The sequence below is a fragment of the Xenorhabdus miraniensis genome, from assembly GCF_002632615.1.
The window spans coordinates 93,042-105,848 of the sequence record NZ_NITZ01000015.1; the positions used below are offsets into that span (position 1 = coordinate 93,042).

Below are 12,807 nucleotides of genomic sequence, written 5' to 3' on the forward strand. Positions count from 1 at the left end.
AAGAGATGCAAATTGCAACTATATCTGCACGTTTGATAAACGAACATTATTGCCACATTCCCCATTTCAGTGAATTTATTTTCTGTGATCCACAAGAAATAAGAACATTTAAAGAACATTGGAATCAATTGGTATTAGATCAGAATTTTAAAGATTACACCCATAGAGAAAGGCGCATCCTGCGCTATTATTATCATCCCGACACAGGAACCCCACTTCAACTCAATCGAGACACAGAATATCGTTCATCCATCACTTATGACATTGAATACAAAAAAGGGGCCAATCAACTCAACTATGCGGAAGAGGCGTTTATCACTCATCCGATTATGCAGGGTATCCTTGCAACAGATATTGCGATTTTAGGTGATCGATTAACAAAGGCACATTACTATGCGATTGATATTCATCAATTTCGTGTAAAAGCGCAGGCAGGTAAAGAAAGCCCGACGACCTCCGGGATTCATCAGGATGGTCAGGATTGGATTTTTATGCACTTTATCCAAAGCCACAATACTGAACCCGTGATTTCCGAAGTTCACGCCACCGCCCATGAAGCTCCCCCCTTATTACATACCGCGATGGGACACTTTCTTGAAACACTCGCAATAAATGATAAACAACTTTATCATCGAGCGAGCAATGTTCGACAAGTATCTCCTACAAACGCGGCGTTTCGGGATCTCTTGCTGGTGACTTTCCGGCAACTTCCTGAATAACAAGAGAGCTAATAATAATGTCAAGTCAGGAAAATAGTTTGAATTTGCGTTGGTCAAGCCTTAATGCCTTACTGATCGTCAGTGCCCGGTTTGTTTCTGATTTTGGTGCATTCCTGAATATGGTGGCGCTATCCACCTACGTTTACCTGCTCAGTAATAGCGTCATGCACGTCAGTATTTTTCTTGCCTGCCGTGTTGCTGGCGGTATCATCGCTAGCCTGATCGGAACGCCATTTTTCAGACGATTTGCGGGAAGGTGGCCGCTGGTTTTTTTTGATCTGGTACGTGTCATTTTGCTGTCTCTGCTATTGGTAATCCCCACATCACAGCAATTACTGATCTTACCGATGATTGCTTTCGGTATTGGCTTAGGCAACTCAATGTTTGCTATCGGGTTAAACAGCCAACTGCCCTATTGGGTACACGCCTCCCAACGCATTTCAACTAATTCCTGGCTAACCTCTGTCGCTGCTACAGGAGCTGTATTTGGCAGCCTCGTCTCGGGGCTGCTGGTCGCAAGCAGTGGTTATGAAATGGTATTCATCGTCAATATCATCACTTATCTACTAGCGGCTATCCTGATTATCCCCTTGCGTTTCCTCTCCTTACCAGAGCAGAAAACATCAAGAGAACTGGGTAACGAATGGCGTGAGTTACGCCTCGGTTTGCGCAGTGCTCCCATGCTGGCAGGAATGCTGTTTCTCAGCCTGGCTGACACACTAGGCAGTGCCGCCCATAACGTTGGTTTCCCCATCATTTCGAAACTCCTGACACCCGATAATGCCAGTACCACAATGGGATTACTGCTGGCGACATGGGCGATAGGGAAATTTAGTGGCGCGAGATTAACTAGCTATCTGCTGCGTAGCCGCAACCTCTTGAGGATGGAAAAACTGTTCTTTATCGGTGTCGCTCTGATGTCGACCGGGTTTATTCTCACCTTCCAACAAAGCAACGTATTCTGGCTACTGACATTTGCAATCTGGGCAGGTATTGGTGATGGGATCGCGGAAGTCAGCCTGATTTCACGGGCACAAAGCGAACCGGAAAGTTTACGCCTGCCGATTTTTAGTTTGCTGACGCTGTTGCAGATGACGGGCTTTGGGATAGGTATGCTACTGGTTGCCCCGTTCTACGTCTGGCTGCCACCTTCCATCGTGATCCTGATATTCCACGGATTACCGCTGACGGTATTAGTGCTGGTCTTATTATGGAGCCAGCGCTTTACTGCAAGCAAAGTGTAATTGTTGGAAATGTAATAATCAGCACCGATTAAGAGAATGGCTCTGCGGTGCTGATTTTCAGATGATAACAGCATGAATTGCTGAGTTAGCTGGTAACAACACCACTCTTGTTTTTTCAGTAATAGCAATATCAAAAATTGCAATAAAGATCACATTTTCATACCTCATGAAACCGGTTACATGGATAGCAAACACCTCTCACGTTCTATCTTAAATAAATTCGTTATCCTGCCTATAGCAACCCATTCGAACTGAAGTTATTCCAAAATACATAGATAAACATGTAGCTTGACGGGTGAAACCAACAAAGCAACGACTTGGAAAATAACAGGAATATTATAATATTAATAATTATTGAAGGTTATATATGAGTCAAATAACCCCTCAGTTAACAAATATGTGGAATAAGAGTCATGACTCATGGTCTGTAAAAGATAAGGAGCTGCGTTTTATATATACAAATAAGGTATTTATTGAATTAAATAATTTACCCGAAGATTTTGATGCTATCGGGTATACCGAAAAAGAATTACCTATTTCCTTCAATCATTATGTTCATCTTTCTGAAGATCATGACCGTCAGGTCTTACAATCTATGCAACGAATATCATCTGTCACAGCTTATTTTCAACGAAGTGTTCAACAAACAAAGCCCTATTTTTGTGAAAAACATCCATTGATGGATGAAGATAATCAATGTATCGGCGTTATTTGTCATACGAAAGAAATAAATCATTTTTCAGTACATCATTATATTAAAAGCGATATGTCTACATCTATTAATCTTAATCCTCCGAACAATATATTGACAGAAAAAGAATGGCGAATCATTTTTTTATTCTGTCGTGGGATCAGAAACAAAGATATCGCTCATAATTTAAAAATATCATGTCGCACTCTGGAAAAATATTTTAAAATCATCTATGAAAAATTATCAATCAATTCGATTATTGAGTTAAAAGCGCTTTGTGAGAGAAATAATTATAATCTATATATCCCACCTGAATATTTAAAATCCATAAACCATGCTTTGCTATATTAAAGGCAACATTTATAATTCGGTTAAACCATTCAAAAAAACATGATAGATTACTCACTTGAAATAAAATCAACGAAACCTTTCATGATAATTTGAATAATTTTGGATATGATCTCAAGTCATATTCATCTTATATAACCGCTGGGGGAAGAGCATGGCCACAATGAAAGACGTAGCACATCACGCCAAAGTATCCGTAGCCACTGTCAGCCGTGTCATTAATAATACAGCTTACGTCGAACCGGGAACTCGTGAACGTGTAGAAAAAGCCATGCGTGAGTTCAACTACCACCGTAATTCAGCAGCACTCGCATTGGCAAAAAGATCCGGGAATATGTTGGGATTACTAACGGGCAATCTGGCTGACCCTTTCTTTTCTCTTTTGGCTCGTGGCGTTGAAAACATTGCCCGGAAAAAAGAAGCCAAGCTCATGGTTTGTAGTGGTGGGCATCAAGCTGAACTTGAAAAATCTGCCCTAGACTTTTTAATCAATCAAGGATGTGAAGCAATAGTAGCCCATATTAGTAGAATGAGCGAAGCAGATATATTACGTTATGCTGCTCATACCCCAGGATTAGTGATTATCAACCGATATTTCCCAGCTATCGCTAACCGATGTGTCTGGTTAGATAATGTCAGTGCTTCTCAGACAGCTACTAACTATCTTCTCCAAAATGGTCATCGAAAAATTGCTTATGTAACGACAGATCTGCCGATAGATGACAGAAGGCTCCGTCTGGAGGGATATCATGCTGCAATGACTGATGCGGGTATCACAGTGCCCAATGATTGGGTTATTAGCGTTCCATTTAATGAAAAAGGCGGGGAACAAGCAGCAGAAAAGCTCTTGGACAGCGGCATCAATTTTACTGCGGCATTAACATTCAACGACGTTATGGCTGCCGGTATGATGCGATCCCTGCACCGGCGGAAAATCAACTTACCGGAACAACTGTCAATCGTTGGGTTTGATGATATAGTCACAGCCCGATATCTCTATCCGCCCTTAACAACCATACATAATCCAATCGAACAAATGGCGCAACGAGCGGCCAATCTGGCATTACAGCTCAACGCCAAAAAAGAACTGCTTCCACAAATAAATATGTTCTCAACGAAACTTATCATCAGAGATTCCGTTTTTTTAATAGAATAGACTTAAGTTCAATGGGTTAACTTAGACTGGATTTTAATATGGATGATAAGAAAAAGCTCAATCTGGGACTCGCGATACTACCGATTGCAGCCATGCTCCTACTACTCATCATTGGTTATGACCAACTAAATCTACGCATTGAATCATTATTGCTTGTATCAGCAGCAATAGGTGCAGCCTTAGCATATTGGCAAGGCTATCGCTGGAATGACATTATTGATGCCATTGTGGCAAAGCTCGCCAAAGCAATACCAGTCATCATGATACTAATTTGTGTCGGGGGCTTAATTGGCACCTGGATGTTCAGCGGAACCATACCCTACATGGTTTACTGGGGACTAAAGATGATTAGCCCTCAATATATACTCATTGCCGCTTTCTTTATCACCAGCGTTATTTCAGTTTGCACTGGTACATCATGGGGATCAGCCGGAACAGTAGGCGTCGCCCTAATGGGAGTCGCTGCCGGCCTTAATGTGTCTTTAGCGGCAGTAGCGGGTGCGGTTGTTTCAGGTGCGTATTTCGGTGATAAAATTTCACCGCTATCTGACTCAACTAACTTCGCTGCAATTGTTACTGATACTGACCTTTACAGTCATATTCGACATTTAATGTATACCACTATCCCAAGCTTTATTTGGTCCGCCCTTGTTTTTTTTATTGCAGGCCATACAAGCTCAACCAATAGCGTGGCAACACCTGAAAAAATCACAGAAATCCTTCAATCTTTTGAAAGCCTTTACCACTTCAACTTATTGCTGATTTTACCCCCAATACTGATTTTTTGGGGAGCCATGACAAAACGTCCGGTAATCCCCATCATGCTGGCTGCCTGTGCATTGGCTATTGTGATCGGAGTAGGCCTTCAGGGATTTACCCTTACACAAGGCTTTAATGTATTAATTGATGGTTTCAATCTCTCAATGTTTTCTGACCAAGAACATAACATCAACGGAATTGCTAGCGATGTTCCTCGCTTGCTCGATCGCGGTGGTATGCTCTCAATGATGAGTACTATATTGCTTGTATTTTGTGCATTCTCATTTGCCGGCACATTAACACTCACTGGTGCCCTGACTATCATCATTAACCAGCTTTTGCGTTCTGTTCACACAACCGGGCAACTTATTGCTGCAACTCTAGCCACAACCATTCTTGTAACTGGGGCAACCTGCGATGGAAAACTAGCTCTCCTTATCCCGGCAGAACTGTTCAAAGATACTTATCGTCGGATGGGGCTGGATAACAAAAATTTATCACGAACTATAGAAGATGGTTGCACTGTTATTGAACCTCTGATCCCTTGGACTTCCGCTGGGATATACATGTCGACGACACTAGGTGTCAGTACGCTTGATCTACTACCTTGGGCAATTCAGTGCTATGTTGCTGTTTTTTTTGCTCTCATTTATGGTTTTACTGGTTTCGGTATTGCAAAAACCACACCAGAAATCACTCCAGAGAATTCCCTGAAGAAAAAAGAAACACAACATGAAACTATTTGATTTCAAGCAGATAATTGATCGTCATAATACAGGTTCTGTTAAGTGGGATTTTAAAGTAACCCTATTTTAATTCTATGATAATAGCTGAACTTTTTCTGGCAGAAAATTTCAGCTATTTGGTTCTTTCATACTCATTTTGTATGAAACATTTGTATCAAGTAAAAATGAAAATTTAAGATATCTACTTAGTCATATCTTGTTAGATTCACAATTTCTCTGTTTGATTAAGTAAACTGCTATGTTTATATCCTATTAAGATTTTCATATTAACTTTTTATATTATTACAGGCTTTCCCCTGAAGCTGACACTGACACAAAATATTAAAATGGTTGAGAATAGCCAAATAGATTCTTTTACAATCTATAAGGCAGTTAAAATTTTAGCTATCTTTCAGCATATTGAAAGCGTATAAAATACTCTGATAAAAATACTCCGCCTTAAGGTAAATTAACAGCATTAAAGTTGAGTGAAAATTCAAAGCGGCAACTTAAAAAATGATAAGCATGACATTTTGCACATCAGAGCACCTGATATAACACCCAATTGAAATTAATAAGCTAAATTGGATATTAAATAAATTTATTACATCATTACAATATATATAATGTAGCAAAGGAATAATAACATGAGTGACATTGCCATCATTTCCCCTCAAATAATTAACACACTAGCAGCCAGTAACGATCCCTGGGGAATAAAAGATAAAAACTCTTGTTTTATTTATGGCAACAAGGCATTAAATGCTATTAAAGGATTTTCTGATTTATTCAACTTTGAAGGACTTAATGATCACGAACTTCCTTGGGATGGCGCTGAATTTGCAAAGGAGTATATTCTTCATGACCAAAAGGTAATGCAGGAAGAAAAATCATACACTTCACTCGAAACACATATTTGGGGAGAAACAAAAGTATTATCATCTTATTTTTGCGAAAAATCACCTATTTACCATGAAAATGGTGAATGTATAGGGATTATATACCACTTATGGAAAGCCCAAGATTATTCACTAACCCGCCTATACCATGGGAAACTTCCTGCCTCTATTATGTTTCAGCCACCTACTGAATTATTCACCCAACGAGAATGGGATATCATTTTCCTCTCTTTGCATAAATATACCAGCAAACAAATTGGTAGAATATTAAATATTTCCTATCGTACTGTGGAAAATTATACAGCACAAATATATAAAAAAATTGGAATTAACTCTGGTCAACAATTAGAAGAATACTGTCGATTTAATAATTTCGACCTTTATGTGCCAGAAAGATTTCTACGCCCTGAAAGTCGCATATTAGTTTGAATCTTGAAAAAAGATAGCAGAGCGTTGATAAACGCTCCGCTGGAAAATTACGCATTAAATATTTCGAGAAAAAGGTCAGCAAATATTCTATATCTATTATTAGATTAAATACACCTGGGAATTTAGGCGAATAAAAGCAGTTAATAAGATTATTATTCTTATCGTATCCACAATTTTTTAATTCTAAATTATCTGAGGAATTATAAAATTCCAATTGAGAATAATTTTCTACATACACCTTCCCTTTAATCCAAATATAAAAAATTTGCCTCTCTATCTATGATAAAAGGAGGGATACTACGAACTCTAAGCAAAAAATAAAACCAATCTTAAATAAGAAATAGCTCGCAAATACATATCAATCACTCCAAAAATGGAATTTTTTGGCATCATATTACTATTTATCAGAAATATATTTTTTATATTCATCATATCGAATTTCTCCTTCGAATTCTGATACCGCTAAACATATCTCTTTATTTGTAGATAATGTGCAAAATATTCTCACCAAATAAGCTCATTTTGCATTCAATGAGTGATCTGTATTCCATTTTTGCAATCCAATTCAGATTTTACTTGCCTGTTTTTTGATCGCAATCTATTTATTGCTCAACAATACAAACACAATGAATTAACAATAAACACATTTAAACCAACAATAAAACAACACCGTATTTTTCACGGAGAAGTAGAATATGCAGCACACTATCAATTTTTGGCCCCTCATCGGGATTGCCGTCATTATCATTGGTTTTATCATCAGATTTAATCCTGTTCTGGTTGTTACCGTTGCCGGCCTCGTCACTGGGCTGTCAGCCCAAATGCCATTCGTCGATATTCTGGAAAAGCTAGGTTCAGGGTTTATTAGTACACTAAATCTGATGCTGACAATTTTGTTCCCCTTGGTCATCACTGGCCTGTTGGAAAGACATGGGTTAAAAGAACATGCCCAAAAATCGATTGCTCATATCAAAACTGCCACTACCGGAAGGTTATTAATTATCTATCTGTTTATACGTGAAACTACCGCCGCATTGGGGTTAACCAGTTTAGGTGGTCATCCACAAATGGTTCGCCCTTTACTCGCGCCTATGGCAGAAGGTGCGGCTGAAAACCAATATGGTGAATTACCGGATTCAGTCCGCCATCGCATTCGAGCTATGTCCGCTGCAACGGATAATACAGGTCTGTTCTTTGGTGAAGATATTTTTGTCGCCTTTGGGGCAATTATTTTTATGCACAATTTCATGCTGGAATCGGGTGGCATTCAAACCGAACCGCTGCATATTGCCCTTTGGGGTATTCCCACTGCCATTTGTGCTTTTCTTATCCATTCTGTTCGTCTGTATCGCCTGGATTACCGCCTTGCCAATGAACTTAGCTCTTTGAATCACGCCCGTACAAACAGCAAGGAGGCAAGATAATGTTTCAATTACAATATCTCTATGTGCTGGCTGGGCTGCTCTTACTGGCTGTTGCTATTATGTCATGGCGTGATAAAGCCAACCCTCGCCGCTTAACAACAGGCTTATTCTGGGCACTGTATGGTTTAATTTTCCTGGTGGGGAAATGGAGCGGCCATCTGGCGGCTATCTGGATCAGTGATGAAGCCCACGCCCAGAAAACCGCCCATATCAGTGTTGGTGTGCTGGTCGTTGTTATGGCGCTGCTGGCAGGATTCGGTGGAGTGCGTTTGGGAAACTATCACCAACGTACACCAGAACAACGGCAGGAAAGTGCTGATCGTCTTGGTCACCGGTTATTTTTGCCCGCCCTGCTGATCCCTGTCGTCACAGTGCTAGGAGTGCTAATGTTTAACCACATTCCCGGCTTACCGCAGGCTGTATTTGGTGAAGGTAATCACTCCACGCTGGTAACACTCTTTTCCATTACTCTTGGTTGCCTGATTGGATTAATTATCGCGTTACGCATGAGCCGCGATACCATCACACAGCCTATACAGGAAACTCGCCGCCTGTTGGATTCCATTGGCTGTGTATTTATTTTGCCTCAGATCTTGGCAACTCTCGGATTGTTATTCACTGCAGCCGGTGTGGGTACGGTGATTTCTCACTTAACTGAAAATTATTTGTATGTCGATAATCGTTTTATTGCAGTGGTAACGTATGTCTTTGGCATGGCTCTGCTGACCATGATAATGGGAAATGCTTTCGCCGCTTTCCCGATTATCACTGCCGGTATTGGTATCCCCATTCTGATTTTACAGCACGATGGTAATCCCGCAGTTATGGCGGCCATCGGGATGTTTTCCGGTTATTGTGGAACGTTGATGACACCTATGGCAGCGAATTTCAATATCGTTCCCGCAGCACTGTTAGAGTTGCCTGATCGCAATGCCGTTATCAAGGCTCAGATTCCCACAGGATGTGCTTTACTTATTACCAATGTGTTCTTGCTCTATTTTCTAATGTTCTTATAAAACAACAAAAAGGAATCGTCATGAAAACTATTTTAGTCACTGGTTTTGAGCCTTTCGGAGGAGATAGGATCAATCCATCATGGGAAGCCATCAAACCATTACAGGGTTGCCAAGTCGCTGATGCGATTATTGAAGTTTGCCAACTCCCCTGTATTTTTGATACCGCTTTGCAACATCTCCATACAGCTATTGACCGGACTCAGCCAGAATTGGTGATTTCAGTAGGGCAGGCAGGAGGCAGGGCAGATATCAGCGTAGAACGCGTCGCAATTAATATCAATGATGCCAATATTCCCGATAATAAAGGGAACCAGCCGATTGATACTCCTGTTATTTCCGGTGGCCCTGTAGCATATTTATCTAACTTACCGATCAAAACTATGGTTAATACGTTGAGGAAGGCAGGAATTCCTGCATCAGTTTCCCAAACTGCCGGTACTTTTGTTTGCAATCATGTGATGTATGGTTTATTGCATTATTTAACACAAAATTACCCCCTTACACGTGGAGGATTTATCCATGTTCCTTATCTTCCAGAACAAGCCAAAATCCTCTTTGATACACCAAGCATGACGCTAGAATTGATGGCAATGGCACTAAAAATAGCTATTGAAACTGCATGGGAAAATAAATCTGATACTGTTGTAACGGGCGGCGCTATACACTAAGAAATGTACGCATTAAGAGAATAAATCAGTACAGGAAATAGACTAGCCACTGAATACAGTGGCTAATCAGAAAAACGCGACATTAGAAATGTTATATATCAGAAAGGCAATATTTGGTAGAAATTCAACAGCCAGATAACCACAACCGCAAAAATTGCCGCGATAATGTCATCCAGCATGATGCCAACTCCGCCTTTTACATAGCGGTCAAACCAGCGAATCGGCCACGGCTTCCACATATCAAAAATACGGAACACCACAAAGCCTACTAAAATCCACTGCCAGTTGAGCACAGGAATTGCCATCAATGTGATCCACATACCGATGAATTCATCCCAGACCACGCAACCCGGATCTTCCACATTCATGGCATCGGCAGCTTTTTGACAAATCACACAACCAATGACAGTTCCTAACAAGATAGCTACCCATATTCCCCATGCAGGCAATTGCACCAGCAATAACCAGAAAGGGATCGCCGCCACTGAGCCCATCGTGCCCGGTATAATCGGCGATAAGCCACTACCGAACCCTGTAGCCAATAAATGCCACGGATTGCTCATTTTTAAGCGGCGCTTTGCATCATCCATGCGTTCCCTCCGTTTGGTCATTTTCCTCTTGCTGTGCTGCTGAACAAGGTGGTGCTACAGGTTTTTTATCAGTTTTAAAATGGTCAAAACCATTCAGATTCAGCTCAATTTCTTCGTTATGATTAAAATAGCGGATACCTTCTGATTCAGGCCTGATTTGCCCGATACAACAAAAACTCGCACCAGAATGGGCCAATGCCATATTTAACGCACCACGGTTCAGCTCAGGTACAGTAAAGCACAATTCATAATCTTCACCACCGCTCAGCGCCCATTTCAACGCCTGCTCAGGGGTAACATATTGCTGCATAGCTTCCGAGTAAGGCAGCGTATCCAGATTAATACGCGCACCACATTGGCTGGCTGTCAGAATATGGTTGAGATCAGAAATTAAACCATCGGACAGATCAATGGCGGAAGAAGCAAGATCGCGCAATGCCTGCCCTTGTAGAACCCGAGGTTGTGGACGGAGATGACGTTTGACCAACCAATTATAGATCGCTGCATCCTCCACCGTCAGGCGATCTTGCAACAGAGCAAGCCCCGCAGCACTATCCCCCAGTGTTCCGGTTACATAAATCCAGTCACCATTTTTCGCACCCGCACGGCGCAGTGCCCTGCCCGCCGGAACCAAACCATGTACGGTTAACGTCAAACTCATGGGGCCTTTCGTCGTATCCCCACCGATCAACTGCATACCATAATAATTCAGTTGCTCAAACAAACTGTCACTGAATCGCTTTAACCAATCCTCATTGACATCAGGTAGCGTTAAAGCCAATGATGCCCAAGCGGGATCTGCCCCAACAGCGGCCAAATCACTGATATTGACAGCCAGTGCCTTATAGGCCAAATCTTCCGGTGAGATGTCAGGGAGAAAATGAACGCCGGCAACCAACGTATCTGTAGTCACCGCTAATTCTTGCTTATCTGCAACGGTCATCAGCGCACAATCATCGCCAATCCCGAGATTGACATCACGGCGGCGGCTAACATGGCGATTGAAATAACGTGCAATGAGGTCAAATTCACCACATGCCATAGTAGAATTCCAAAAAGTGACTAACGATGAGCACACAAGGCCGGGGAACCGGCCTCATCAGTAGAATCATCGAGTTATAATGGGGAACTCCTGGCAAGCAATCACTTTTTCTTGCGTGCTGCCGGGCCAGCTTTATCCAACACCCCATTCACGAATTTATGGCTATCTTCAGCGCCAAACACTTTTGCCAGTTCGATGCCTTCATTAATAGCCACTTTGTAGGGAACATCATCACGAAAGCTTAGTTCAAACATTGCAACGCGCAAGATGGCTTTTTCTACCTGACCTAACTCTTCGAGCTGGCGTGAAAGATAAGGAGCCATCAACGCATCCAATTTTGTAGCATTGACCGCTACCCCGGACAGCAATTCACGGAAATAGGTGACATCAACACCAGTTACGTCCTGCTCTGACAGAAACTGCAATTCAACATCAGCAATGCTGTTTTTGGATAATTGCCATGAATAAATTGCCTGAACAGCACACTCACGAGCACGACGACGAGCAGCAGGTTTCACAAAATTCCCCTTAATTAAAACTAAAAATTCAGCCTTTGATGGCTTTGATTACATTAATCATTTCCAATGCGGTTAAGGCAGCTTCTGCACCCTTATTACCCGCTTTAGTGCCAGCGCGTTCAATCGCCTGTTCAATATTTTCAGTCGTCAGAACACCAAATGTGACAGGAATGTCGCTGGACATTGCCACGTTGGACAAACCAGAGCTGCACTCGCCAGCAACATATTCGAAGTGGGCTGTACCGCCACGGATAACAGTACCCAAAGCGATAACCGCATCATATTTTTTGGACTCAGCCAGTGCCTTGACTGTCAACGGCAGTTCATAAGCACCCGGTACCCATACTACGGTGATATTGTCTGAAGAAACCTGACCGATGCGGTCCAGCGCATCCACGGCCCCTTCCAGCAGGCTGTCATTAATGAAGTTGTTAAAGCGGGCAATCGCAATAGCGATACGTGCTTCAGGAGCTGCAACAACACCTTTGATTACGTTCATAGCCTTCCTTATATCTTATTCATATCCGCAGGGGCGCGGATCTTACCACATTCTTTTTCTCTGCGTCTTGATTTATGGCC

General features: G+C 41.7%; 13 protein-coding genes. 9 read left to right on the top strand and 4 right to left on the bottom strand.

Going from position 1 to position 12,807, the window contains the following annotated elements:
• Nucleotides 1-5: 5 nt before the first annotated feature.
• From Xmir_RS14545 to pcp, 9 genes are all read left to right on the top strand, one after another.
• Nucleotides 6-719 carry a 2OG-Fe dioxygenase family protein gene (locus tag Xmir_RS14545; RefSeq protein ID WP_099114937.1) on the top strand — a complete coding sequence of 238 codons (714 nt, stop codon included), beginning with the start codon at nucleotides 6-8 and terminating at the stop codon, nucleotides 717-719.
• Between the two features lie 17 nt (nucleotides 720-736).
• Nucleotides 737-1,963 (top strand): MFS transporter, encoded by a 1,227-nt coding sequence (locus Xmir_RS14550; RefSeq protein ID WP_099114938.1) that lies wholly within the window; start codon nucleotides 737-739, stop codon nucleotides 1,961-1,963.
• Nucleotides 1,964-2,330: 367 nt separating this feature from the next.
• The gene (locus Xmir_RS14555; RefSeq protein WP_099114939.1) at nucleotides 2,331-3,005 is read left to right on the top strand and encodes a helix-turn-helix transcriptional regulator; all 675 of its coding nucleotides are present in this window, start codon (nucleotides 2,331-2,333) and stop codon (nucleotides 3,003-3,005) included.
• A 151-nt stretch (nucleotides 3,006-3,156) separates the two neighbouring features.
• Complete coding sequence (locus Xmir_RS14560; RefSeq protein ID WP_099114940.1) at nucleotides 3,157-4,158, top strand: LacI family DNA-binding transcriptional regulator; 1,002 nt, start codon at nucleotides 3,157-3,159, stop codon at nucleotides 4,156-4,158.
• 38 nt (nucleotides 4,159-4,196) lie between these two features.
• Entirely contained in the window at nucleotides 4,197-5,663 is a 1,467-nt protein-coding gene (gene nhaC, locus Xmir_RS14565; RefSeq protein WP_099114941.1) for a Na+/H+ antiporter NhaC, read from the top strand.
• Between the two features lie 626 nt (nucleotides 5,664-6,289).
• Complete coding sequence (locus Xmir_RS14570; RefSeq protein WP_099114942.1) at nucleotides 6,290-6,970, top strand: helix-turn-helix transcriptional regulator; 681 nt, start codon at nucleotides 6,290-6,292, stop codon at nucleotides 6,968-6,970.
• 695 nt (nucleotides 6,971-7,665) lie between these two features.
• The gene (locus Xmir_RS14575; RefSeq protein WP_099114943.1) at nucleotides 7,666-8,394 is read left to right on the top strand and encodes a DUF969 domain-containing protein; all 729 of its coding nucleotides are present in this window, start codon (nucleotides 7,666-7,668) and stop codon (nucleotides 8,392-8,394) included.
• Entirely contained in the window at nucleotides 8,391-9,410 is a 1,020-nt protein-coding gene (locus Xmir_RS14580; RefSeq protein WP_208620445.1) for a DUF979 domain-containing protein, read from the top strand. The genes Xmir_RS14575 and Xmir_RS14580 overlap by 4 nt, the downstream gene beginning before the upstream one ends.
• Before the next feature lie 20 nt (nucleotides 9,411-9,430).
• Nucleotides 9,431-10,078, top strand: coding sequence for a pyroglutamyl-peptidase I (gene pcp / locus Xmir_RS14585; protein WP_099114945.1), 648 nt, complete (start codon nucleotides 9,431-9,433; stop codon nucleotides 10,076-10,078).
• A gap of 98 nt (nucleotides 10,079-10,176) precedes the next feature.
• Here the strand turns inward: pcp and pgpA are convergent, their stop codons facing one another.
• The 4 genes from pgpA to ribH all read right to left on the bottom strand — a co-directional run bounded on the left by pgpA (nucleotide 10,177) and on the right by ribH (nucleotide 12,727).
• A complete protein-coding gene (gene pgpA / locus Xmir_RS14590; protein WP_099114946.1) occupies nucleotides 10,177-10,668 on the bottom strand; it encodes a phosphatidylglycerophosphatase A in 492 nt (163 codons plus the stop codon).
• Complete coding sequence (gene thiL, locus Xmir_RS14595) at nucleotides 10,661-11,710, bottom strand: thiamine-phosphate kinase (protein ID WP_099114947.1); 1,050 nt, start codon at nucleotides 11,708-11,710, stop codon at nucleotides 10,661-10,663. Before thiL ends, pgpA begins: the two co-directional genes overlap by 8 nt.
• Before the next feature lie 101 nt (nucleotides 11,711-11,811).
• Complete coding sequence (nusB, locus tag Xmir_RS14600; RefSeq protein ID WP_099114948.1) at nucleotides 11,812-12,228, bottom strand: transcription antitermination factor NusB; 417 nt, start codon at nucleotides 12,226-12,228, stop codon at nucleotides 11,812-11,814.
• Nucleotides 12,229-12,256: 28 nt separating this feature from the next.
• Nucleotides 12,257-12,727, bottom strand: coding sequence for a 6,7-dimethyl-8-ribityllumazine synthase (gene ribH / locus Xmir_RS14605; RefSeq protein ID WP_099114949.1), 471 nt, complete (start codon nucleotides 12,725-12,727; stop codon nucleotides 12,257-12,259).
• Between the last annotated feature and the right edge of the window lie 80 nt (nucleotides 12,728-12,807).